The 22,858-nt window shown below is 68.4% G+C and carries 25 protein-coding genes and 1 tRNA gene; 6 read left to right on the top strand and 20 right to left on the bottom strand.

Annotation, left to right across the window (positions count from 1 at the left end; translation table 11 throughout):
• Positions 1-194: 194 nt before the first annotated feature.
• Entirely contained in the window at positions 195-2,669 is a 2,475-nt protein-coding gene (locus AB4Y68_RS08875; RefSeq protein WP_441455179.1) for a DNA translocase FtsK 4TM domain-containing protein, read from the bottom strand.
• A gap of 144 nt (positions 2,670-2,813) precedes the next feature.
• On the opposite strand from AB4Y68_RS08875, the gene AB4Y68_RS08870 reads away from it, so the two are divergent.
• Positions 2,814-4,064 carry a UbiH/UbiF/VisC/COQ6 family ubiquinone biosynthesis hydroxylase gene (locus AB4Y68_RS08870; RefSeq protein WP_441455178.1) on the top strand — a complete coding sequence of 417 codons (1,251 nt, stop codon included), beginning with the start codon at positions 2,814-2,816 and terminating at the stop codon, positions 4,062-4,064.
• Positions 4,065-4,134: 70 nt separating this feature from the next.
• Here AB4Y68_RS08870 and AB4Y68_RS08865 read toward each other — a convergent pair whose 3' ends face one another.
• The 3 genes from AB4Y68_RS08865 to trxA all read right to left on the bottom strand — a co-directional run bounded on the left by AB4Y68_RS08865 (position 4,135) and on the right by trxA (position 6,011).
• On the bottom strand, positions 4,135-4,329 hold the full coding sequence (locus AB4Y68_RS08865; RefSeq protein WP_441455177.1) for a Trm112 family protein: 195 nt from the start codon (positions 4,327-4,329) through the stop codon (positions 4,135-4,137).
• Positions 4,330-4,441: 112 nt separating this feature from the next.
• Entirely contained in the window at positions 4,442-5,098 is a 657-nt protein-coding gene (locus AB4Y68_RS08860) for an LON peptidase substrate-binding domain-containing protein (RefSeq protein ID WP_441455176.1), read from the bottom strand.
• 13 nt (positions 5,099-5,111) lie between these two features.
• Positions 5,112-6,011, bottom strand: a complete 900-nt coding sequence (gene trxA, locus AB4Y68_RS08855) for a thioredoxin (protein WP_441455175.1) — start codon at positions 6,009-6,011, stop codon at positions 5,112-5,114.
• A gap of 341 nt (positions 6,012-6,352) precedes the next feature.
• On the opposite strand from trxA, the gene AB4Y68_RS08850 reads away from it, so the two are divergent.
• Positions 6,353-6,790 (top strand): hypothetical protein, encoded by a 438-nt coding sequence (locus AB4Y68_RS08850; protein ID WP_441455174.1) that lies wholly within the window; start codon positions 6,353-6,355, stop codon positions 6,788-6,790.
• A 183-nt stretch (positions 6,791-6,973) separates the two neighbouring features.
• Here AB4Y68_RS08850 and AB4Y68_RS08845 read toward each other — a convergent pair whose 3' ends face one another.
• From AB4Y68_RS08845 to AB4Y68_RS08830, 4 genes are all read right to left on the bottom strand, one after another.
• On the bottom strand, positions 6,974-7,378 hold the full coding sequence (locus AB4Y68_RS08845; RefSeq protein ID WP_441455173.1) for an IPTL-CTERM sorting domain-containing protein: 405 nt from the start codon (positions 7,376-7,378) through the stop codon (positions 6,974-6,976).
• Between the two features lie 422 nt (positions 7,379-7,800).
• Entirely contained in the window at positions 7,801-8,127 is a 327-nt protein-coding gene (locus tag AB4Y68_RS08840) for a hypothetical protein (protein ID WP_441455172.1), read from the bottom strand.
• Positions 8,128-8,233: 106 nt separating this feature from the next.
• Entirely contained in the window at positions 8,234-9,307 is a 1,074-nt protein-coding gene (gene rsgA, locus AB4Y68_RS08835; protein WP_441455171.1) for a ribosome small subunit-dependent GTPase A, read from the bottom strand.
• A gap of 149 nt (positions 9,308-9,456) precedes the next feature.
• Complete coding sequence (locus AB4Y68_RS08830; protein ID WP_441455170.1) at positions 9,457-9,987, bottom strand: prolyl-tRNA synthetase associated domain-containing protein; 531 nt, start codon at positions 9,985-9,987, stop codon at positions 9,457-9,459.
• A gap of 87 nt (positions 9,988-10,074) precedes the next feature.
• Between AB4Y68_RS08830 and AB4Y68_RS08825 the strand changes: the two genes are divergently transcribed.
• A complete protein-coding gene (locus AB4Y68_RS08825) occupies positions 10,075-10,815 on the top strand; it encodes a DUF6065 family protein (RefSeq protein ID WP_441455168.1) in 741 nt (246 codons plus the stop codon).
• Positions 10,816-11,075: 260 nt separating this feature from the next.
• Here the strand turns inward: AB4Y68_RS08825 and AB4Y68_RS08820 are convergent, their stop codons facing one another.
• The 9 genes from AB4Y68_RS08820 to hemC form a co-directional block, all read right to left on the bottom strand.
• Positions 11,076-11,633: a CC0125/CC1285 family lipoprotein gene (locus AB4Y68_RS08820; RefSeq protein ID WP_441455166.1), complete on the bottom strand. Its 558-nt coding sequence runs from the start codon at positions 11,631-11,633 to the stop codon at positions 11,076-11,078.
• Positions 11,634-11,721: 88 nt separating this feature from the next.
• Positions 11,722-12,360, bottom strand: coding sequence for a LysE family translocator (locus AB4Y68_RS08815; protein ID WP_441455164.1), 639 nt, complete (start codon positions 12,358-12,360; stop codon positions 11,722-11,724).
• A 54-nt stretch (positions 12,361-12,414) separates the two neighbouring features.
• Positions 12,415-12,954 carry a hypothetical protein gene (locus AB4Y68_RS08810; protein ID WP_441455163.1) on the bottom strand — a complete coding sequence of 180 codons (540 nt, stop codon included), beginning with the start codon at positions 12,952-12,954 and terminating at the stop codon, positions 12,415-12,417.
• A gap of 110 nt (positions 12,955-13,064) precedes the next feature.
• A complete protein-coding gene (locus AB4Y68_RS08805; RefSeq protein WP_441455161.1) occupies positions 13,065-13,544 on the bottom strand; it encodes a hypothetical protein in 480 nt (159 codons plus the stop codon).
• Positions 13,545-13,877: 333 nt separating this feature from the next.
• A complete protein-coding gene (locus AB4Y68_RS08800) occupies positions 13,878-15,125 on the bottom strand; it encodes an argininosuccinate synthase (protein ID WP_441455160.1) in 1,248 nt (415 codons plus the stop codon).
• A gap of 164 nt (positions 15,126-15,289) precedes the next feature.
• Positions 15,290-16,486: a methionine adenosyltransferase gene (gene metK, locus AB4Y68_RS08795; RefSeq protein WP_441455158.1), complete on the bottom strand. Its 1,197-nt coding sequence runs from the start codon at positions 16,484-16,486 to the stop codon at positions 15,290-15,292.
• 155 nt (positions 16,487-16,641) lie between these two features.
• Positions 16,642-16,717 (bottom strand) — tRNA-Thr (locus tag AB4Y68_RS08790).
• 51 nt (positions 16,718-16,768) lie between these two features.
• Positions 16,769-17,482: a uroporphyrinogen-III synthase gene (locus AB4Y68_RS08785; RefSeq protein WP_441455157.1), complete on the bottom strand. Its 714-nt coding sequence runs from the start codon at positions 17,480-17,482 to the stop codon at positions 16,769-16,771.
• Between the two features lie 3 nt (positions 17,483-17,485).
• On the bottom strand, positions 17,486-18,436 hold the full coding sequence (gene hemC, locus AB4Y68_RS08780) for a hydroxymethylbilane synthase (protein ID WP_441455156.1): 951 nt from the start codon (positions 18,434-18,436) through the stop codon (positions 17,486-17,488).
• Here hemC and tsaD point away from each other — a divergent pair.
• Genes tsaD through AB4Y68_RS08765 form a run of 3 tightly spaced genes read left to right on the top strand, consistent with a single transcriptional unit; the run spans position 18,435 to position 21,090 of the window.
• The gene (gene tsaD, locus AB4Y68_RS08775; protein WP_441455154.1) at positions 18,435-19,658 is read left to right on the top strand and encodes a tRNA (adenosine(37)-N6)-threonylcarbamoyltransferase complex transferase subunit TsaD; all 1,224 of its coding nucleotides are present in this window, start codon (positions 18,435-18,437) and stop codon (positions 19,656-19,658) included. The two genes, hemC and tsaD, sit on opposite strands and share 2 nt — an antisense overlap.
• 41 nt (positions 19,659-19,699) lie before the next feature.
• Positions 19,700-20,698 (top strand): NAD(P)H-dependent glycerol-3-phosphate dehydrogenase, encoded by a 999-nt coding sequence (locus AB4Y68_RS08770; protein WP_441455153.1) that lies wholly within the window; start codon positions 19,700-19,702, stop codon positions 20,696-20,698.
• Complete coding sequence (locus tag AB4Y68_RS08765; protein WP_441455152.1) at positions 20,698-21,090, top strand: Rieske (2Fe-2S) protein; 393 nt, start codon at positions 20,698-20,700, stop codon at positions 21,088-21,090. The genes AB4Y68_RS08770 and AB4Y68_RS08765 overlap by 1 nt, the downstream gene beginning before the upstream one ends.
• Positions 21,091-21,240: 150 nt before the next feature.
• Here AB4Y68_RS08765 and AB4Y68_RS08760 read toward each other — a convergent pair whose 3' ends face one another.
• The 3 genes from AB4Y68_RS08760 to AB4Y68_RS08750 all read right to left on the bottom strand — a co-directional run bounded on the left by AB4Y68_RS08760 (position 21,241) and on the right by AB4Y68_RS08750 (position 22,770).
• Positions 21,241-21,408 (bottom strand): hypothetical protein, encoded by a 168-nt coding sequence (locus AB4Y68_RS08760; protein ID WP_441455151.1) that lies wholly within the window; start codon positions 21,406-21,408, stop codon positions 21,241-21,243.
• A gap of 83 nt (positions 21,409-21,491) precedes the next feature.
• Complete coding sequence (locus AB4Y68_RS08755) at positions 21,492-21,953, bottom strand: phasin family protein (protein WP_441455150.1); 462 nt, start codon at positions 21,951-21,953, stop codon at positions 21,492-21,494.
• Positions 21,954-22,008: 55 nt separating this feature from the next.
• The gene (locus tag AB4Y68_RS08750; protein WP_441455148.1) at positions 22,009-22,770 is read right to left on the bottom strand and encodes a creatininase family protein; all 762 of its coding nucleotides are present in this window, start codon (positions 22,768-22,770) and stop codon (positions 22,009-22,011) included.
• Positions 22,771-22,858: the final 88 nt, after the last annotated feature.

Genomic DNA, 22,858 nt, shown 5'->3' with positions numbered 1-22,858 from the left:
AAGCATCGTTCATTGTTTAGGGTCCTATCGCTCGCCGCGCGGCGGCTCGCTGCTTGAGGACCCAGGCGGTCCAACGGACGCAGGGTGGGGCCGGTTCCGTCCAGTCTTCTTGGCTTTGGCGCTGAAGCAGCGAGCGACCGCGTCGCGAGCGATAGCGCCTCAGCGAAGCTGACGCCTCGGCGGAGCCGATTAGGTCATGGAGGAGGACCGGCTAGGATATCCCGCTTGCCGGCGTGGTTGGCGGGGCTGACGACACCTTCCTGCTCCATGCGCTCGATCAGGGTGGCGGCGCGGTTGTAGCCGATCTGCAGGCGACGCTGGATGTAGGAGGTCGAGGCCTTGCGGTCGCGTGTGACCACGGCCACGGCGCGGTCATAGAGGTCGTCGCCAGAGCCGCCGCCGTCCTCGTCAAAGGCGCCGTCGCCGTCGCCGTCCGGTTCGTCGGTGATCAGGTCGAGGTAGTCGGGCTCGGCCTGGGAACGCAGGTGTTTGCACACCTCCTCGACTTCCTGGTCGGTAACGAAGGGACCGTGCAGGCGGGTGATGCGGCCGCCGCCGGCCATGTAGAGCATGTCGCCCTGACCCAGCAGCTGTTCGCCGCCCTGTTCGCCCAGGATGGTGCGGCTGTCGATCTTGGAGGTGACCTGGAAGGATATCCGGGTCGGGAAGTTGGCCTTGATGGTGCCGGTGATGACGTCCACCGACGGGCGCTGGGTGGCCATGATCAGGTGGATGCCGGCGGCGCGAGCCATCTGGGCCAGACGCTGCACCGCGCCCTCCACGTCCTTGCCGGCGACCAGCATCAGGTCGGCCATCTCGTCCATGACCACGACCAGATAGGGCATGGGCTCGGGGCGGATTTTCTCGCTCTCGTAAACCGGGCGGCCCTGCTCGTCGAAGCCGGTCTGGACGGTGCGTTCGAAATGCTCGCCCTTTTCCTGGGCTTCGCGGGCGCGCTCGTTGTAGCTGGCGACGTTGCGGACGCCGAGCTTGGACATCCGGCGATAGCGGTCCTCCATCTCGCGCACGGTCCATTTCAGGGCCACGACCGCCTTCTTGGGATCGGTCACGACCGGGGCCAGCAGGTGCGGGATGCCGTCGTAGACCGACAGCTCCAGCATCTTGGGGTCGATCATGATGAAGCGGCATTCGGCCGGCGTGTGGCGGAACAGGATCGACAGGATCATGGCGTTGACCCCGACCGACTTGCCCGAGCCGGTGGTGCCCGCGATCAGCAGGTGGGGCATGCGCGCCAGGTCGGCGACATAGGGCTCGCCGCCGATGGTCTCGCCGAGCGCCAGCGGCAGCAGGTGGCTCTTCTTGTCGTATTCGCCTGAGGCCAGCAGGTCGCGCAGATAGACGGTCTCGCGCTTGGCGTTGGGCAGTTCGATGCCGATGGCGTTCCTGCCCTGCACGACGGCGATGCGGCAGGCGCGGGCCGACATGGAGCGGGCGATGTCGTCGGCCAGGGCCACGACCCGGCCGTGCTTCACGCCCGGCGCGGGGACCAGTTCGTACAGGGTGACGACGGGGCCGGGGCGGATCTGGTCGATCGCGCCGCGCACGCCGAACTCCGCCAGCACGCCCTCCAGCATCTTGGCGTTCTGCTTCAGCGACTCCTCGTCGACGGCGCCGACGCGCTGCTGCGGCTTGGCCAGGATGCCGAGCGAGGGCAGGTCGAAGCCGTCGCTGGGCTCAAACTCAAAGGTCTGCTGGTCGGCGTCGCGGGCGGGGCGGGGCGCCTTGACGGCAGCGACCTTGGGCTCGGCGGCGCGGGTGGCGCCGCGCGTGGCTGAGGGGGGGGGGATCGGCGCGGGGGCCTCGTCCTCCCACGGCGGCGGGGCGGTCGAGGCGTCCGCATCGGCATAGGGATCGGCCGCATAAGGATTGTCGCCGTCGGCGTGGCCGGCGGGCCCGGCGTTGGGCTCGGGCGCGCGGCGGGGCTTGCGCGCCGCTGAGGCGGGGGCGGTTTCAGCCACGGCGCGGGCGTCGCCCTTGGCGATCTTGGCCGACGCCTTGACCTTCGCGGGGCGCTCCGCGCGGCGAGCGGCGTGCTTCTCGGCGGCCCAGCCGGCGGTGTCGGTAAAGTCGCGCAGGCGCAGGCCGACGGCATAGCCCAGGGTCCACAGACCGAGGATCAGGAACAGGCCGCCGGCGATCCAGCGCCCGGCGGGAATGTGCAGGGCGGCGAGGCCCTGCGCCGACAGGCCGGTCACGCCGTCTCCCCACAGACCGCCAAGGCCAGCCGCCAGCGGCCATTTGGCGGGCGCGGCCAGGGCCGACAGGGCGGCGGACAGCAGCAGGACGCCGCAGACGGAGCAGAAGACCTTGAAGGCCGTGGGCTGCAGCCGGTGTTGCAGGGTGTCGCCGATGGCGACGGCCAGGCCGAAGGCGATCAGCAGCAGGATGGCGGGCCAGGCCGCCAGGCCCAGAGACTGCATCATCAGATCGGCCAGGGTCGCCCCCGTGGCGCCCAGCCAGTTGGTCGGCCCCTGCGTCGACGCGGCGTTCAGACTGGGGTCGGCCGGGTTCCATGAGATCATGGCGACCAGCAGCAGGGTCGAAAGCAGGGCTTGCAGCACGCCGCGGAAACGCACGGCGAAGGGCGCCCCCCAGACGATGCGGGCGGTGGACCAGGCGCGTTGGCCGAGCGCGAGGGCGGCGGACATGAAGGCGAACCTCAGAAGACTAGTCCTCCCTTGTCGCGCGACAGGGTTAAGGGGCTGTTTACCAGGCGGCGATCAGGCGAGCGCGACCTCTCGCCTCTGTCGAGGCCTCTGGACGCGGGCGGCCATCGGCGCGACACAGGCGACATGGCTCAGACGGACTACGACATCATCATCGCGGGCGCGGGACTGGCGGGGGCGACGTTTGCGTTGGCTGCGGCGCAGGGCGGGCTGAAGCCGGTGCTGGTCGATCCCCAGCCGTTCGACGCCCAGCTGGCGCCGACCTTTGACGGGCGCTCGACGGCCATCGCCTATTCGACCTTCCGTATGCTGGACGCCCTGGGTCTGGGCGAGAGCCTTCGTCCCCACGCCTGCCGCATGGACCGCATCCTGGTGACGGACGGCAAGCGGCCGGGCGCCGCCAGCCGCCCGCCGTCGCCGGCCTTCATCCGCTTCGACGCCGACGAAATCGGCGACCGCAACGGCGGCGAGCCCCTGGGCTATATGCTGGAGAACCGCCGCATCCGCACGGCTCTGGCCGAGGCCGTGACCGCCGCCGGGATCGAGGTCCGCGCCCCTGCCAGCGTGGCCGGGGTCGAGGTCGGGCCCGGTCTGGCCACCGTGACGCTGAAGGACGGCTCGACGATTCAAGCGCCGCTGGTCGTCGGGGCCGAGGGACGCGGCTCGACCGTGCGCCAGGCGGCCGGGATCGACACCCTGGGCTGGGCCTACAAGCAGAGCGGCGTGGTGGCGACGGTCAAGCTGGGCCGCGACCACGGCAATGTCGCCCATGAGTATTTCCTGCCGGACGGCCCCTTCGCCATCCTGCCCCTGACGGAGCAGCGCGCCAGCCTGGTCTGGACCGAAAGCACGCGCCGGGCAGAGGCCCTGAAGGTCGCCTCGGACGAGGCCTTCCACGCCCACCTGATGCGCCGCTTCGGCGAGTTCCTGGACGGGGTGGAGGTGGTCGGGCCGCGTTTTGTCTATCCGCTGTCGCTGCAGCTGGCTGAGAAGCTGGTCGCGCCGCGCATCGCCATCCTCGGCGACGCCGCCCACGGGGTGCACCCGGTGGCGGGGCAGGGCCTGAACATGGGGCTGAAGGACGCCGCCGCCCTGGCCGAGGTTCTGACCGACGCGGTGCGGATCGGCGAGGACATAGGCTCGGAACTGGTGCTGGAGCGCTACGCCCGCTGGCGCCGGTTCGACAACGCGGCGCTGGCGGCGGGCTTTGACGGCTTTGTGCGGCTGTTCTCGAACGATCTGGCGCCGGTGCGGCTGGCGCGCGACCTGGGCATGGCGGCGGTCAACCGCATCGCCCCCCTGCGCCGCGCCTTCATGCACGAGGCCGGCGGCGCGACCGGGGATTTGCCGAAGCTGCTGAAGGGCGAGAGCCTTTAGGCGAAGAGCCCTATCGCTCGCGCTGCGGGCGCTCGCTGTTTGAGGGCGGACCGCGCCTTTGCCCCTAGAGTCAGTCCAGAGGACGGGCGTCTTCGACCAGCATGATCGGCACGCCGTCGCGGATCGGGAAGGCCAGCTTGGCGCCGGTCGAGACCAGTTCGTTGCGCTCGCGGTCATAGGTCAGGCGGCCCCGCGTGACGGGGCAGACCAGGACCTCCAGCAGGCGGGGATCGACCGAGACGGGGGTGTTGAAGGCGTCGCTCATTATTGTGCCCTATCGCTTGCCGCGCGGCGGCTCGCTGCTTGAGGGCGCCGGCCGCCCAATAGTTCGCCAGAGGCGGTTGCGGTTCATAGCGCTAGGTCGGAGCAGCGCCAACTCACTGCATCGCCGGGCCGTCTTCGTCGCCGGGGTCGGCGGCGTCGATGCGCAGCAGGGAGGTCAGGGCTTCGGCGCGGTCTTCCAGCGTCAAGGCCTCCAGCAGGGCCTGTTTCTCGGCGGGTTCGAACGGCAGGGCCATGGCCAGGCTGTTGATCAGGGCTTCCTGCGGCGCGATCCCGGCCGTGTCCCAGTCCACGTTCAGCCCGCGGTGCTCCAGATAGGGGCGGAGCGCGTCGAGGAAGTGGTCGCGGTCGAACTCGGCGGTCGGGTCGGGGGCGCGCAGGTCCCCCTCGAACGGGTTGAAGTCGGCCCGGACCTGACGATAGGGCGTCTTGACCTGAAGCTCGGTGGTGACGCGGAAGCGGCAGACCCCGGTCAGGGTGATCAGATAGCGGCCGTCCGAGGTCTCGTTGAAACTGGTGATCCGCCCGGCGCAGCCGACGCGAGCGAGCGGCGGCTGGAGGTCGAGATCACTGAGCGGCTGGATCAGGCCGATCATCCGGTCACCGGCCATGGCGTCGTCCACCATGTTCAGATAGCGCGGCTCGAACACGTTCAGCGGCAGCTGGCCGCGCGACAGCAGGATGGATCCCGGCAGCGGAAACACCGGGATCACCTGGGGCAGTTCGATCGCCTTGATATAGCCCTGGGCCATCGTCGGTTTCCGATCAGGCGAACAGGATCGACGACAGACGCCGGCGTCCGTCGCGGGCGACCTCGCTGGTCGCGCCGGCGGCCTCGAACACGGTCAGCAACTGCTTGCGCGCCGCCTGATCGTTCCAGTCGCGGTCGGCCTTGACGATGGCCAGCAACTGATCGACCGCGCCGCCCAGATCGCCCGCCGAGGCCAGGGCGACGGACAGGTCGTAGCGGGCCTGATGGTCATTGGGATCGGCGGCGATCTTCGCTTCCAGTTCGGCGCTGGCGCCGGTAGGGGCCGAGGCGGCCAGGGTCAGCTGGGCGCGGACGCTCTGCACCATGGGATCGGTCGAGTCGGCGGGGGCCATGGCGATGGTCTGGCGCGCCTGTTCTGCGTCGCCCTCGGCCAGATAGACGCGGGCCATGCCGGCGATGGCCTTCTGATGGTCCGGCTCGATGGTCAGGACGTGGGCGAAGGCCTGCGCCGCGCCGCCGAGGTCGTTCAGCGACAGGGATTCCTCGCCCAGCGACAGCAACTGTTCAATGTCGGTGTTGACGCCCGCGCCGCCGGTCAGCTTGTCGATGAAGGCCTTGATCTGGCTGTCGGGCACGGCGCCCTGGAAGCCGTCGACCGGCTGGCCGTTGACGAAGGCGTAGACGGTCGGGATCGACTGGACCCGCAACTGGCCCGCATAGGCCGGGTTCTTGTCGACGTCGATCTTGACCATCTTCACCGCGCCCTTGGCGCCGCGCACGGCCTTTTCCAGCGCCGGGCCCAGCGTCCGGCACGGGCCGCACCAGGTGGCCCAGAAGTCGACGATGACCGGCTGATGCTTCGAGGCCTCGATCACGTCGGTCATGAAGCCGGCGTCGGAGCCGTCCTTGATCAGGTCGTCGGGCGTGTTCAGCGTCGGGTCGGCGAAGGTCATGATCGGGTCCGCGTATGGCTCGAAGAATCGTAACGGATCAGATGGCGTCGGGATGCCTCGCCATCAAGCGCTGAAATGGACGCAGGCGGCGCCGGCCGCGAGGCTTTCAGACCCGGCGACGAAAAAACAGAGTCCAATTCGTCTGAATCGTCTGAAATCGGGCGCTTTGCGGCGCGGCATCGAGGCCCGCCATAGCAGAGCGCTGCGTCAGAATGGGTCGCGAGCGAGGCTGTCGGGAGGCGCTTGCTCCGGAAGCTGCAAGCGGACAAATCGAATGTCCGCCAAGGGTGGGAAGCTGCCGTCTGACTGATAGAGTCCAAGCCATGAGAAGATCATATGTCTTGCTCGCTCTCGTCGGCACCCTGACGGCTTCGTGCGATCATTTTGGCGGCATCGACGCATACGCACCCTTGGCTGGGCTTCCAGACACGTCCTGTATTCCTCGGGTGCTACGGACGGCTGAAGGAGTCAGCGCGATCAAATATCGGCGGACGGAGTGGCCTACATCGCAGTTTGAAATCGCAAGAGGTGCATCCCCGACAACTGTCGCTGAGACGTGGACCTACCACGCAGGTCGCCTTAGGCCTCGTGTCCAAATCTATAACGCAGGAAACCGGTTCGGCTTTAACAACGGCATCGGCCTGACCGCCGGGGCTGTATCCGATGCACAGATCGCCGCCTACCGCCCGTTAATCGAACGCACGAATGACCTTCTGGCGCGCGAATGTGGCCTGGACCTCAGCGATATCAACATCACCGAATATCACCAGAAGCCGTAGGCTCCGCGCTCGCTTTGCAATGTCCGAGTTGGGTCGGTTTGCGAAATTAGCACCCAGCCTGGAGCCGGACATTGACCTCGCGGCCGACAAGCCGACGTAGGGAGCTTCGGCTAGGGGTGGCTAGCCGACATGACAACGGTCCCGCCATGCCAGCGGAGCCGTTCAGATTTTCGGAGGATCGATCTAGACGGCCCGTTGGCGCTGCTGGACGAAGAGCGCCGCGCCGCCGGCCAGCAACACGCCGAACAGGATCATCGCCCACTCGGAAAGCGTGGGCACCGGGGAAGCTGCGATACTGGTGATCGTGACGTTAGTTCGCGAGTTCGCGGTATTTGCGGTTGTGCAAACCCCTCCTGTCATCGAAATGCAATTTCCAGTTCCGATCGCTGCAGCCGAATAGCTTCCGCCGTTTGCCAGGATGCCGGTCGTATTGATCCACCACGTCTCGTCCCCCAAGGCAACGTTCGCTGTATGCTGCCCGCCACGATATACACTCGGGAAATTAGCGAGAAATGTGTACGTCCCAGGACGGACGTTGGTCTGAGTGATGTTGACGTTGCTGATGGTCGACGTGCTCGTGTCGTACACGAACGTTCCGCTCACCGTCGCGCCGTCTGGCAGAGTGGTCGGCGGCACGGTCCACGTTACTGGTGCGGCTGACGCTGTGCCTGGCGCGGCCCCTAGCGCCAGGCCCCCAAGCAAACCCCCGAAGGTTAAGGCCGCAAACACGTTTCTCACTAGAATCTCCCAATAGATATCAGCGGTTTGGCACGCCTGAATTTACGCGGCAAGTTGGCTTTGGTTATTCGTGGAGTGGGGCAGCGCGACCCTCCCTCCGTCATTCCTCAATGGACGTTCGGAAGGTCCGACATGGGTCGATTTCGGTCATGGGCCTCGACGCCGAAAGCAGGCCTTGGCGTTTTTCGCCAGCCAGGGGTTGGGAAGCCGACGTCCGCTCTGGTCTCAAGTTGAAGCCTGATCTGCGCCGACAGCAGGCCTCGAACTCCCGGTTACGGGAGGTCGGCCTCAGCTTCACCTTCCCGGAATTCTTCGGCGGTGACGAAGGCGGCGCCGTCGTTATCCAGCACCCACATGCCGATGAACGCCGGATGCTCCGGGTTGAGATCCTCATCCAGCAGGTCGCCGTCGTAGAGGCCGACATTGCTGTAGTCGAAGTCCAGCAGCAGCTGACCGGCCATGCTGACCATTTCTTCGGCCATGCGGCGCGAGTAGCCCAGGGCTTCACTCTCGTTGCCGAACTCGTCCGTAAGCGTGCTGACCTCGGCGGCTTCGCTGCCTTCGGTCGCACTGGTGGTGACGATGGTATAGGCGGGCATGGTCATCTCTCTTGAGTCTGGAGCCCTCACCTAGCCCGTTTGCGGGCGGGAGCAGGCTACAATTCTGCAAAACTATCCCCTTCGTGACCGGGCGCCCGCCGCGTGATCAATCCTGGGAGCCCCGATCATTCCTCTTGGTGGCGCGGTATCGCTTCTGAAGCGCCGCGAGGCGGCGACGCTCGGCGTCCTTGGCCGTGCGTTCCGCCTTTTCTTCGGACGCCGCCAGTTCAAGCTTCAACTTCTGGAAGTGCGCCCATCGGTCGGGGTCGAGGGCCCCGCTCTGCAGCGCGGCGCGCACGGCGCAGCCTGGTTCGTTCGCGTGACTGCAGTCGTTGAACCGGCAGTCCTGGGGCAGGCGCTCGATGTCGTCGAACACAGCGCTCACGCCCTCGTCGGCGTCGATCAGGCCCACTTCGCGAATACCGGGCGTGTCGAGGATCATCCCCCCGCCGGGCAGGAGGATCAGCTCGCGATGGCTGGTGGTATGGCGCCCCTGGTCGTCGTCCTCGCGAATGGCCTGGGTCGCCATCCGGTTCTCGTTCAGGAAGGCGTTGACCAGGCTGGACTTGCCAACGCCAGACGAGCCGATGAGCACGCAGGTCTCGCCTGACTTCACCTGAGCGAGCAAGGCGTCGAGGCCGAGGCCTTGCCGGGCGGAGACCACCAGCACCGGACAACCGGTCTCCAGGGCGGCGATCTCGGCAGCCTGAGCTTGCGGATCGTCGCAGAGATCGGATTTCGTCAACACCACCACAGGCCGAGCCCCGCTCTGCCATGCGGCTGCGAGATAGCGCTGTATCCGGCGAGGATTGAGGTCGGCGTTCATTGAGGTGACGACAAAGGCCACATCGATATTGGCGGCGATGATCTGCAGCCCGCGCGTGCTGTGGGCCGCCCGACGGACAAAAGCGGTGCGGCGCGGCAGGATGGCATGGATGGTGGCGGTGCGTTCTTGCGGGTTCAGCGCAAGCGCCACCCAATCGCCGACGGCCGGGTGGCCGATCTCCTTGGCCTCGTGAAGCAGGCGGCCCGAGGCCTTGGCCCGCAGCTCTCCTTCATCCGTGACGACCAGATAGCCGTCCCGTTGCTGGAGAATGACGCGCCCGGGGGTGTGGCCTGCGCGCGCGTGCGGTGCGAAGGCCGTCTCCAGCAGATCGGACCATCCATATTGCTCGATCAAATGAGAGTTATCCCTTTCGCGGCCGACCTGCCGCCGGCTCGCTATGAACCCCTTTATGAGGCCGCCCGTCAGCGGCGACCAGCTTTCTGACGGCGCCGTGCAATTGACTTGCACAGAAGACCGTCGCCAGGCCGGCGTTTCGTCCTGACTCAGTCCAGGGCGTCGAAGTCGACGACGAGGGGGTCTCGGCCCAGCAGGGACAGGACGCGGCGGAAGGCCGCCTGATCCAGGGCGGTGGTGGCGGTGTTGGTCAGGGGGTGGAAGTTGACGATGTCAGCCTCCCACAGGCGCTGATCGAGGACGAAGGTCACGCGGTGGTCGAGGTCGTTGATCAGGCCGAGCGCCGTGACCGAGCCGGGGCGGACGCCCAACGCCTCCCACATCAGGGTCTCATTGCCGAAGGACAGGCGGTCCGAGCCCATGGGCTTGTGGGCGCGCTTCAGGTCGATGACCGTGTCCTGGGCCGCCGAGATCAGCCACAGCCGGCCTTTCTTGTCCTTGAGGAACAGGTTCTTGGTGTGGACGCCGGGCAGGGCGGCCTTGAGCTCCAGCCCTTCCTCGACGCGGAAGACGGCGGGGTGGTCGTGGGTGGTCTGGGCGATCCCGGCCTCGGCCATCCAGGCCAGGAGGCGGTCGCGATCGTATGCGGGAACAGTCCGTTCGGCGGCGGTGTCGGTCATCTCGGCCTTGTCGGGCGGGCGGCGGGGGCGATAGGGGAGGAGAACACCCTTCGTTACCCCTTGTTCGACCTGTTTGGGAGCCGCGTCTTGGAACTGGAATGCTATCCGATGAACGCTCGGCCGTGCGACCTCGTGCCGGGTCGCCAGTCGCGCAACTGGATGGACGCCTTCGCCAGCCGGCATCCCTATCGCTGCCTGCCGCTGACCATGGCCAACACCACGGGGTGGGAAATCCTCTGCCCGTTCGGCTTCACCGCCGAATGGAACGGCGGGCCGTCGCAGTCGGACATCAAGATCACGCCGGACCGGCCGCAGCCGGAGCTGGACCATTTCGTCACCTCGCACTTTTCGCGCGGGGTGCTGACCATGCATCCGCAGTATCTGTTCCGCACGCCGCCGGGCTGGGGGATGCTGGCGCAAGGGTCGCCCAATCACGTCAAGGACGGCATCCAGCCTCTGACCGGCCTGATCGAGACCGACTGGCTGCCCTTCCCCTTCACCATGAACTGGATCTTCACGCGGCCGGGCCGGGTCAAGTTCGAGAAGGGCGAGCCCTTCTGCTTCATCCTGCCCGTCGAGCACCGCAAGGTGGAGGCGTTCGAGCCGGTGATCCGCTCGCTGGACTCCAACCCCGGCATGAAGGGCCAGTTCGAGGCCTGGAACCGGGCGCGCACCGATTTCAACACCCGCCTGGCCTCGGGCGATCCCGACGCGGCCAAGGAGGCCTGGCAGCGGTTCTACTTCAAGGGCGAGGTGCCGGAGGCGCTGGGTTCGGCGCCGGATACGCATTCGAACAAGCGGCGGCTGAAGACGCCTCGGGTGGGGTGAGGCGAAGGCTTTCCTCCCCATTTCATGGGGAGGTGGCGCGGAGCGATAGCGACGTGACGGAGGGGGCGACTCCACGTCAGCCGTCTGCGCCGCCCCCTCCACCGCTACGCGGTCCCCCTCCCCACGAGTGGGGAGGAAAGGCCTCACTTAATACAGCCACGCCCGCCTCATCGCTGAGGCGGGCGTTTTGAATTCAGGCTCTCATCACTCTGCGCTCAAGCAGCGAGCCGCCGCGCGGCGAGCGATAGCGCCCTTACGTCTTACTTAGGCGCCGGGCGGGTTACGCGCGGGCCGAGGTTGTTGATGACCTCGCGGGCGTCGAAGGCGGTGGGGTCGCCGGCGGGCTTGGGTCCGCGGCCCATGACGATCTCGGCCGTGGCCTCGAAGCGATCGACCTGGCGGATGTCGCGGTCACGACCCCAGTAGGGATCCCAGGTGCTCCAGAAGCCGCGCTGGTGGAAGCGCCACTGCGGGCCCCAGAACGGACCGTAGCGGTCGTAGTAGAAGGGATCGGGCGTCGTATAGAAGCGGGTGTCGCGGTCGGTGGCGCGGGTGACGGTGGCGAACCAGTCATAGCCGTTCTGGACAGTCAGTTCGGCCGACCGCAGCAGCAGGGACATCTCGACCTGATCGCGCGAGGTGACGGAGTTGCCCGAGAAGCTGACGCTGAAGCGATTGGCCTCCAGCCTTTGCTCGGCGTAGCCGCCGCGCTCGCCGTTCATGCCGGCGGGCTGGTAGGGGGTCGCGGTGGCGCAGGCGCCCAGGGCCATGGCGCCGGCGAGGGCGAGCAGAACCGGCGCTTTACGAAGATTTTTCATGGGAGGTTCTCCTGGAACGTCCATTGAACGTCCGTGGTGCTGAACGAGGTGTGAACGGCCCAGTTCCCCTGCGGCGAACACAAATAGTCTAACCGCGTAATCTGGCGACGATCAGGGCCGCGGCGAGGATCAGCAGCCCGCCGACGAACAGGCCGAAGCCGCGCTTGAAGCGGGGCTCGTTCATCCGGTCGGCCAGGGCCGCGCCGCCCAGGCCGTAGGCGCTCATCGACAGGACGTCCATGCCGATGGTGGCCAGGGCGAACAGGGCCAGCTGGGGAACGACGGGGCGGTTCACGTCGAGAAAGGGCGGCAGGACGGCGGTGAAGAAGAGGATGGCCTTGGGGTTGGCGATCTGGACCGTGAAGCCGTCGATCAGGGCGCTGCGCCCGCGTCTGATCTCGACATGGTCGGGCTGGGCCGCGGTGGCGAAGGCGCCCTTCAGCGCCTTGATCCCCAGCCAGGCGACATAGAGGGCGCCGAGGACGGCGACGACGCGGAAGACCTGGGGGAAGGCGGCGACCAGGGCGCCGAGGCCCAGGGCTGCGGCGCCGAACCAGACCAGGGTGGCGGCGTTCATGCCGACCACGCCGATCAGGGCCGAGGCGCGGCCCTTTTCCATCCCGGTCGCCACGGCGAACAGGTTGGCGGGGCCGGGCGTGATGGCCATGACAGCCATGACGCCGAGGAAGGCGGCGTAGAGGTGGGGATCGACGGGAAGCGCGGCCATACGAACCCCTTTCCGGCGGTGGGCCGGTCAGGTCAAGCGCGCAGAGCGTCGGGATCAGATCTTGGCGGGCGAAGCCGGGGGCGCGGACGGCGCCGGCGGGGCGGGCAGGGCCTCGAGGCCTGCGATCGCCGCCTCCGCGCCGCCCATCGACTTGTTCAGGGCGTAGTCGGCGGCCAGGCCGTAGGTGACCAACTGGTCGGGGTCGGGGTTGGCCCAGGCGCTGTGGGTCGCCAGGCCCTGAACCAGGGGGGCGACGCCGGCCAGGGCCTGGGTCACGACGGCCTCGATGTCCACTTCGGCCAGGGCCTGCTGGGCGATCTCGCCGGCCTGAGCGGCGGCCATGGTGGTGAAGGCGGCGACATGGGGCTGGTATTGCGACCACAGGGCGGCGACGCGGAGCCCCTTGGTCGTCTCGTCGAGGGCCTTGTCGGCCTGGATGGCTTCGGCGCGTTCGCCGAACTCCTCCATCTTCTTCTCGAATTCAGCCGCGGCGGCCTCCAGCTGGGTCTCGGCCGAGGTCTTGCTCTCCTGGGCGACGGCGGCCGACACGGGCAGCAGGGCGAGGGCGGCGGCGAGCGACAGGGCGCGGATCATCACGAGGCTCCTTCGGCGAACGCTGTGAAGGTCGGTCGAACCCGCCTCGGCCTCAAGTGAAATCGCGGTAAGGCGAGGGGCGGCGCGACGGGCCGCCCCTGTGGAAGCCCTTACTGAGGCGCGGCCGCGGCGGGCGCGGCGGCTTCGGCGGCGATGGCCTGCTGTACGGCCATGCGGATCTGCGGCGCGATGCCCCGGATGGCGGGGCCGACCTTGGCGCGCGCCTCGGTCAGTTCCTGACGCTCGGCGTCGTCGGTCGCCGCGGCCAGCTGGGTGTCGATGAAGGTCTCGAAGCTGGCGGCGAAGGTCTCGAAATCGGATTGGTAGCGGCCCAGGACGGCGTCCACCTCGGCCATGCTCCTGGACTGGTCGCCGCCCGAGGCCTCGACCACGGCCGTCAGTTCGGTCTGCAGGGTCTCCATGCGCGCCTGGAAGACCTCGGCCCGGGCCTCCATCTCGACCTCGGCAGGCGTTTTGGCCTGGACGGGCGCAGCCTCGGCGGGCGCGGCGGGCGCGGCGTTCTGGGCCAAGGCGGGCGCGGCGAAGGCGAGCGTCGCCGCGGCGGCGGCGAGGGTCAGGCGCAGGGACATCAGGGAGGCTCCGGCAGGGCGGGAGCTTGATGCTCGCCGCAGGACAACACCGACCGTTTCGGTCGGTCACATCCCCAAGTTGGCCTTGTCGGACGCCGAGAGCAAGCGCCAGCTTGGCGCCGTGAAACTCTGTCGAGTGTCGGAAATTCTTAAATCGAAGCCCTCCCCCTTGAGGGGGGAGGGTTGGGCGGGGGTGGAGGCAGGTCGTGCCCGATAGGTCACAGGAGACGCGGATTCGCCTCATGCGCTCCATCGGCCATGTCGCGCCCTCACCCCCATCCCCGACCCTTCCCCCCTCGAGGGGGAAGGGGGGCTGTTGGAGGCGCCCTGGAGTCAGCCCTTGGTGCGGGCGTCGCGCTTGGCGAGGACGCGCAGACGCAGCGCGTTCAGCTTGATGAAGCCCTCGGCGTCGTGGTGGTCATAGGCCTGGACGCCTTCTTCGAAGGTCACCAGGTCCTGGTCGTAGAGGCTGTTCTCGCTCTCGCGGCCGATGACCGTGGCGTTGCCCTTGTAGAGCTTGACCCGGACCGTGCCGGACACCTTCTGCTGGCTGTAGTCGATGGCGGCCTGCAGCATCTCGCGCTCGGGCGAGAACCAGAAGCCGTTGTAGACGAGGTGGGCGTACTTGACCGCCAGTTCGTCCTTCAGGTGCATGGCGCCGCCGTCCAGGGTGATGGACTCGATGCCGCGGTGGGCGGCCAGCAGGATGGTGCCGCCCGGGGTCTCATAGACGCCGCGCGACTTCATGCCGACGAAGCGGTTCTCGACCAGGTCGAGACGGCCGATGCCGTTGTCGTGGCCGTACTGGTTCAGGGCGGTCAGCAGGGTGGCCGGGCTCATGGCCTCGCCGTTGATCGAGACGGCGTCGCCCTTCTCGAAGCCGATGGTGATGACGGTGGCCACGTCGGGGGCGGCTTCCGGCGAGAGGGTGCGCTGGTGCACGAACTCGGGGGCCTCGACGGCGGGATCTTCCAGCACCTTGCCCTCGGACGAGGAGTGCAGAAGGTTGGCGTCGACCGAGAAGGGGGCCTCGCCGCGCTTGTCCTTGGAGATCGGGATCTGATGCTTCTCGGCGAAGTCCAGCAGGGCCTCGCGGCTGCGGAACTCCCACTCGCGCCACGGGGCGATGACGTGGATGTCGGGGTTCAGGGCGTAGTAGCCCAGCTCGAAGCGGACCTGGTCGTTGCCCTTGCCGGTGGCGCCGTGACAGACGGCGTCGGCGCCCAGCTGGCGGGCGATCTCGATCTGGCGCTTGGCGATCAGCGGCCGCGCGATCGAGGTGCCCAGCAGATACTGGCCTTCATACAGGGCGTTGGCGCGGAACATCGGGAAGACGAAGTCGCGCACGAATTCCTCGCGCAGGTCGTCGATGAAGATGTTCTCGGGCTTGATGCCCAGCTTCAGCGCCTTTTCCTTGGCCGGGGCCAGCTCTTCGCCCTGGCCCAGGTCGGCGGTGAAGGTGATGACCTCCGCGCCGTATTCCGTCTGCAGCCACTTCAGGATGATCGACGTGTCCAGCCCGCCCGAATAGGCGAGGACGACTTTCTTGATCGGCCGGTCTTTGGGGGCGGGCGAGGTCATCGGTCGAAAGATCCTTTCAGGAGAACGCGGGGAGGCGTGTTTGGCTGGCTTAAAGGACCAGACGCCTCGCGATGCAAGGGCATGATTGCGGCGTGGCCGCTGCATACGAAAAGGGCGTCGCGGCCGAAACCGCGACGCCCCCTGTTTTCAGCCGGTTTATGGCCTCAGACGAGGGCCTTGAGCTGGTCGACCAGATCGGTCTTCTCCCAGCTGAAGCCGCCGTCCGCGTCCGGCGTGCGGCCGAAGTGGCCGTAGGCGGCGGTGCGGGCGTAGATCGGCTTGTTCAGGCCCAGGTGTTCGCGGATGGCGCGCGGCGTGGCGCCGCCGATCAGCTTGGGCAGTTCGGCTTCCAGAACGGCGGCGTCGATCTTGCCCGTGCCGTGCAGGTCGACGTGGACCGACAGGGGCTTGGATACGCCGATGGCGTAGCTGATCTGGATGGTGCAGCGGTCGGCCAGACCGGCGGCCACCACGTTCTTGGCCAGGTAACGGCAGGCGTAGGCGGCCGAGCGGTCGACCTTGGTCGGATCCTTGCCCGAGAAGGCGCCGCCGCCGTGCGGGGCTGCGCCGCCGTAGGTGTCGACGATGATCTTGCGGCCGGTCACGCCGGCGTCGCCGTCAGGGCCGCCGATGACGAAGGTGCCGGTCGGGTTGATGTGCCACTCGGTCTCGGCGGTGATGAAGCCCGCAGGCAGCACCTTCTCGACATAGGGTTTGACGATGTCGGCGACCTGAGACTGGCTCAGATTGGCCTTGTGCTGGGTCGAGACGACGATGGAGGTGGCGCGCACCGGGCGGCCGTCCTGATACAGCAGCGTCACCTGGCTCTTGGCGTCGGGCTCCAGGCCCGGCTCCTGACCCGAGTGGCGGGCGTCGGCCAGGGCCTTCAGGATGTTGTGGCTGTATTGCAGGGTGGCCGGCATCAGCTCGGGCGTCTCGTTCGAGGCGTAGCCGAACATGATGCCCTGGTCGCCCGCGCCCTCGTCCTTGTCCTCGCCGGCGTCGACGCCCTGGGCGATGTGGGCCGACTGCGGGTGCAGGTGGTTCTGGAACTGGAAGGTCTTCCAGTGGAAGCCGTCCTGCTCATAGCCGATGTCGCGCACGACGCCGCGGACCGTGTCCTCGATCTCCTGCTCGACGCCGGGGGCCCAGTTGCCCTCGGTGTCCATGATGCCCTTGCCGCGGATTTCGCCGGCGATCACCACCAGGTTCGTCGTCGTCAGGGTCTCGCACGCCACGCGCGCCTCGGGGTCCTTGGACAGGAACAGATCGACGATCGAATCGGAGATCTGGTCCGCGACCTTGTCGGGATGGCCTTCCGAGACGCTCTCGGAGGTAAACAGAAACGACGAACGGGCCAAGGCAGGCTCCTGCAATTCGGTGAGGCCGACAGACATATAAAGATATGCTTATACGTTCAAGTGATGACCGAAGCGTAGCGCGGAATCCTGTCGGCGCACGGCAAGGCTCGACGGCCGAAGCCGGTCTTTTCAGATCTCAATGTCTGGAAGGACGGTGGTGCCGCTTAGGTGACTCGAACACCTGACCCCATCATTACGAATGATGTGCTCTACCGGCTGAGCTAAAGCGGCTCCGGTCGGCGGCCCCACAAAAGTGTCGGAGAGCCGCGCGAGGTCGGCTCTTTATACGGGTCGGGCGGACTTGCCAAGCGCTGTCAGCATGGATGTTTCATCCGGCGCCTCGGCGGTGCGGATTTCAGCAAAGCTGAGGGCGGCCAGCGGGGCTGCAGCGGCGGCAGAAATGCAGACGGCGAGGCGGTTTCGGGCGGCCGCGGGCGGCAGGACGGCGGCGAGCGCGCGGGCGGCGCGGGGGGAGTGGACGAGGACGGCGTCGAACGCGGCGGGGACGGCGGCGTCGGTTTCCTCGGCGGCGTAGACCGGCAGGCGCTGGATCGCGCGGTCGGGCAGCAGGGCGGCGAGGTCGCCGGCGGGCTCGCGGGCGCCGGGGGCGAGGATCAGGCCGTCGATCGGGCTGGCGGCGATGAGGCGGGCCAGGGCGTGGATGTCGCCGGCGGCGGAGCGGGCGTCGGCGAAGCCCGCTGCGCGGGCGGCCTCTGCGGTGGCGTCGCCGACGGCGAAAACGGGGCGGTCGCGCAACTGGGGCGCCGGGGCGAGGGCGGCGAAGGCCTCGACGCCATTGGGGCTGGTGAAGGCGAGGGCGGCGACCGTGGTCAGGTCGGGCGCGGCAGCCAAGAAACGGGGCAGGGCGTCGGGCAGAGGCCGGATGGTCAGCAGGGGCGCGACGACGGGCTCGAAGCCGAGCGCCGTCAGCCGGGCGGCGGTGCGCGCGGCGCCGGACTGGGCGCGGGTGATCCAGACGCGCCGGATCGGACCCATGGCCTAGAGGTCGATCTTCTGGTCGCCGGCCTCGACCTGGACCTCGGCGCCGAGGCGCTGGCCCAGAAGGCGGGCGTCGTCGTGGGCGGTCGTCGCCGACACCCCGGAAATCTCGCCGGCGCGACGCCAGCGGGCCGAGCCGTCCGGGCTGAGCATTTCCGTGGTCAGACGCAGCGCGTCGCCCTCGATCACGGCGTGGGCGCCGATGGCGGTGCGGCACGAGCCTTCCAGCGCCGACATGGAGCCGCGCTCGGCGGCGACGGCGAGAGCGGTCAGGTCGTGGTTGAGGGCGCGGGTCCAGTCGGCGGAGGCGTCGTCCTCGCGCGTCTGGATGGCCAGGGCGCCCTGACCTGGGGCGGGCAGGAAGGCGTCGAGCGACAGGCGCTCGCGGATGACCTCGGACAGGCCGAGGCGGTTCAGGCCCGAACAGGCCAGGAGGATGGCGTCGAAGTCGCCGTCCTTGAGGCGACGCAGCCGGGTGTCGACATTGCCGCGCAGCATCTCGATCTGCAGGTCGGGGCGCAGGGACAGGGCCTGGGCTTGCCGGCGCAGCGAGGCGGTGCCGAGGCGGGCGCCGTGGGGCAGATCGGCGAAGGCCGCGAAATGCTCGCTGATGAAGCCGTCGCGGGCGTCCTCGCGTTCCGGGACGGCGGCGATGGCCAGACCCGCGGGTTGTTCGGCCGGCACGTCCTTCATCGAATGGATGGCGACGTCGATGCGGCCGTCGAGCAGGGCCTCTTCGATCTCCTTGGTGAACATGGCCTTGCCGCCGATCTCCAGCAGGCGGCGGTCCTGAACCCGGTCGCCGGTGGTGACGATCTCGACCAGGGGCACGAGCTGTTCGATGTCGGCTTCAGCGATGCCCAGAGCGCGGCCGATGGCGCGCTGCATCATGCCGGACTGGGCCAGCGCCAGCTTGGAGCGGCGGGTGCCGATGCGAAGAAGCGGGGTCATGAAGTCGCGCAGCCCGTTGCGAAAGGGGGAACGGGCCGCTACCTCGGGCCCGATGAACACTGGCGCGGACTATAGCAGCGGAACGACGGGGGCAACCAAGCCGAGCCTTGGCGCGGGTGGGGCCGAAGGCCGCGCCCCCGGCGCCGTGCTGACGGTTCTGGGCCTGGAGACCAGCTGCGACGAGACCGCCGCCTCGGTGGTGCGCCTGTCGGCGAGCGGGGCCGAGGTCCTGTCCAGCGTCATTCACAGCCAGATCGACGAGCACGCGGCCTTCGGCGGCGTGGTGCCGGAAATCGCCGCGCGCAGCCATGTCGAGATGATCGACGGCGTCGCCCGCCGGGCCATGGCCGAGGCCGGGATCGGCTATGCCGCGCTCGACGGCGTGGCGGCGACCGCCGGGCCGGGTCTGGTCGGCGGGGTCATGGTGGGTCTGTCCTACGGCAAGGCCGTGGCGCTGGCGCGCGACCTGCCGCTGATCGCGGTCAACCACCTGGAAGGCCACGCGGTGTCGGCGCGGCTGGGAGCGGAGACGACCTATCCCTTCCTGCTGCTGCTGGTCTCGGGCGGGCATTGCCAGTTGCTGGAGGTGCGCGGCATCGGCGACATGAGCCGCCTCGGCACCACCATCGACGACGCGGCGGGCGAGGCCTTCGACAAGATCGCCAAGGCCATGGGCCTGGGTTATCCGGGCGGGCCGGCGCTGGAGACGCTGGCGGCGTCCGGCGACGGGTCGCGGTTTGAGCTGCCGAGGGCGCTGCTGGGCCGCAAGGACTGCGACTTCTCCTTCTCGGGGCTGAAGACGGCGGCCTCGCGGCTGGCCCAGACCTGCGAGACGGATCAGGACAAGGCCGATCTGGCCGACGCAGTGCAGAAGGCGATCGCGCGCCAGCTGTCGGAGAGGACCGAGCGGGCCATGGTGGCCTATGCTGAGGCGCATGAGCATCTTCATTTTGTGGTCGCGGGCGGGGTGGCGGCCAACAAGACGATCCGGCGCATGTTGGAGGATCTGGCGACCAAGCACGGCTTTGGCTTCCTGGCGCCCCCCATGGTCTATTGCACCGACAACGCCGCCATGATCGCGCTGGCGGGGGCGGAGCGGCTGGAAAAAGGCATGGTTTCGGACATTGATGTCGCCGCCCGACCGCGATGGCCTCTGGACGAGGCGCGCGCGAACGCCGATCCTGTTCACAAGAAAACGGGCCGCAAGGGCGCGAAGGCCTGACGGCCCTTCGTCCGCGCGGTGGTCGGGGGACCGGAGTAGGCATGGAATTTCACACAGCAGGCGTAATCGGCGGCGGCGCCTGGGGCACGGCCCTGGCGCAGAGCGCAGCGGCGGCGGGCCTGGCGGTCGTGCTGCAGGCGCGCGAACCCGAGGTGATCGAGAGCATCCGCGCGCGGCGGGTGAACGACGCCTTCCTGCCGGGCGTCGAGCTGGACTCGGCCATCAATGTCACCGCCGACCTGGCCGATCTGGCCGACTGCGATCTGATTCTGGCGGTGCCGCCGGCCCAGCATATGCGGGCGACGCTGACGGCCTTTGCCCCCTATGCGCGGCCCGGCCTGCCGATCGTGCTGTGCGCCAAGGGCATCGAGCGCGGCTCGCTGAAGCTGATGACCGACGTCCTGGCCGAGACGATTCCCTCGGCCACGCCCGCCGTCCTGTCGGGGCCGAGCTTCGCCGCCGAGGTGGCGCGCGGCCTGCCCAGCGCCGTGACCATCGCCTGCGAGGATGAAGCCATGGCGGTGGCCTTGGCCACGGCCCTGTCGGGGCCGGTCTTCCGCCCCTATCTGGCCGACGACCTGATCGGGGCCGAGACGGGCGGGGCGCTGAAGAACGTCCTGGCCATCGCCTGTGGCATCGTCGAGGGCCGCGAACTGGGCCGCAGCGCCCACGCCGCCGTCATCACGCGCGGCTTTGCTGAAATCGTCCGCGTGGCCCAGGCCCTGGGCGGCAAGGCCGAGACGGTCGCCGGCCTGTGCGGTCTGGGCGACTTGGTGCTGACCTGCTCCAGCCCGCAGTCGCGCAACATGAGCCTGGGCCTGGCCCTGGGTCAGGGCATGAGCGTGGAGCAGGCTCTGGCTGGCAAACGCTCGGTGGCCGAGGGCTATGAGAGCGCGCCCGCCGTGCGCGAACTGGCCCGAAAACTGGGCGTCGAAACCCCCATCTGCGAGGCGGTCGCCGCCGTGCTGGCGGGCGAGACCACGGTGGACGCGGCCATCGAGGCCCTGCTGACCCGACCGCTCAAGCCCGAACGCGAATAGTGCCCGAGCCCGTCGAATCGGCTGCCGAAGCCGCGCCGCGTCAGCGGGTCTGGAAGACGCCGCCGAACGTGGCCCTGTGCGCCGAGGGCGACATCGCCGACCCCGGCTCGCGCGGCTTCGTGCTGCAGATCGGCGAGGCCTATTTCCACGGCTTTGTGGTGAAGAAGGACGGCCAGATCGCGGGCTGGGTGGACCGCTGCCCGCACGCGGGCTTCCCCATCGCTATGGAGCTGGACCGCTATCTGACGCCGGACGGCTCGTTGATCATCTGCGGCTGGCACGGGGCGATCTTCGAGCCGCTGAGCGGATCGTGCGTCGGCGGTCCCTGTGCAGGCGGCAAGTTGACGCCCTGGCCGGTCGAGGCGCGCGGGGGTGTCATCCGCACCGCCTGAACCTATCCTCTCCGTTCATTCCGGCGGACGCCGGAATCCAGTGAGAGACACAGGCGCCACGGCGGACATGGCTTTCCGAAGGTCAAAGAGGCGCTTGTCGCCAAAGAACTGGATCACAGCGTCCGCCGGGATGAACGGGAAGGGGAGCGCCTACTTCTTCGGGACGATCTTCGGGTCCTTGGTGAAGGCGTTGTCGACTTCCTCTTCCGAAATCCGCTTGGACGGATCGCCGGGCTGGTTGAGGTTCTGCTCTTCGGTGCCGTCGCCCATCATGCCGGGGTGCGGGTCCTTGGTCTTCTTGGGGTCTTGCTCGGCCATGTCGGGCTCCTTGCTGGACTACAGCAAGCAACACCGCAGGTCGGGGCGACGTTCCATCACGCCGTCCATCCCGTCGAGATGATCTAGCGTTTGAGGCGTGCGGCGTTGGCGACGGCCGCGGCGTGGATCGGCGACAGGGCCTCGGCCTGGGTCTTGAGCAGGGCGGCGCCCAGGCTCCAGCCGTCGGCCACGGCGCGCGACCAGACGCCCATGCCCCAGGCGGCCTGCAGCGCCGCCGCCCCGGCCAGACTGTCGGCGCTCGCCAGACGCGTCAGATGCGCCGAGGCCTCGGCCCCTTCGCGACCGGCGATGCGGCCGCCCTGTTCGGCCAGATCCAGCGCGCCCGCCGCGACGGCGCCGGCCGAGGCCGTCAGGGCCTCGACCTTTTCCGTGCCCATCCGCCCCAGTTCGGCGTGGTCGGCGCGCAGGGGATTGGCCATGGCCTCGCCCATGATTGTCATTCGACGGGCGATGACCTCGGCCGAAGCCTGGGCCGTCTCCTGTCCGGCGCGGGCGGTGCGGGCGGCCTGATCTATGGGGTTCATGCGGGGACCGTGGGCCTGTTCCGCCCGTCGAGCAAGCGGATCAGGCCTATTGGGTTCAGGGCAGGACTTCGGCGGCGAAGGCCGAGACGTCCTGGATCAACGCCGGGATCGAGGCGTCGATGATGCGCTGGCCCTTCTCGGGGCTGGCCTGGGCGGGGTCGGAGCCGATGCGGCCGTCGGGGAAGCGGGCGCGGTAGTCCAGCGCGTCGCGGATCGGGCCCATGGGGGCGATCCTGGGGCTGTAGTCGGCGGTCTTGATGCGGTCGGGATAGCCGGCCTGGGTCACGGCGATCTCGGACGGGGTGGCGTGGCTGCCGTGGCCGACGGGGAAGATTTCCTCGCACAGCTTGTGCACGCCGGGCAGGTCCCACCAGTTGCGCAGCTTCAGCACGAAGGGCGGTTGCTCTTCGACAAACGACCACTCGGCGTAGATCTCGGCGAAGGTCGCCTCGATGGTGGCGACGTTGCCGCCGTGGCCGTTGAGGAAATAGATCCGCTCGAAGCCGTGGCGGGCCAGCGACGACACCCAGTCGGTGATGGCGGCCATGAAGGTCGAGGGGCGCAAGGAGATGGTGCCGGCGAAGGCCAGGTGATGCTGGGCCATGCCGATGTTGAAGGTCGGGGCCACGATCAGGCGCTCGTCGCCCTTTTCGGCGGCGTGGGCGATGATCTCGGGGCAGAGCCAGTCGGTGCCGAGAAGGCCGGTCGGGCCATGCTGTTCGTTCGAGCCGATCGGCACGATGACGGTTTTGGAGAGGGGGGCGCCGTCCTTCAGGCGCGCGTCGATTTCAGGCCAGGACGACAGGTGGATCAGCATGGGGGCTCCGCGAGGACAGGATTTCGTCCGGCCTTTACGCCCTTCCGACCCGACAGGCCAATCCGACGGCGCACCGGACTGGCCGCCG

Source organism: Brevundimonas sp. 2YAF1 (genome assembly GCF_052114745.1).
Classification (GTDB): domain Bacteria; phylum Pseudomonadota; class Alphaproteobacteria; order Caulobacterales; family Caulobacteraceae; genus Brevundimonas.
The sequence above is the reverse complement of the archived record's forward strand: the minus strand, read 5'-3'. Positions and strand labels throughout refer to the sequence as shown.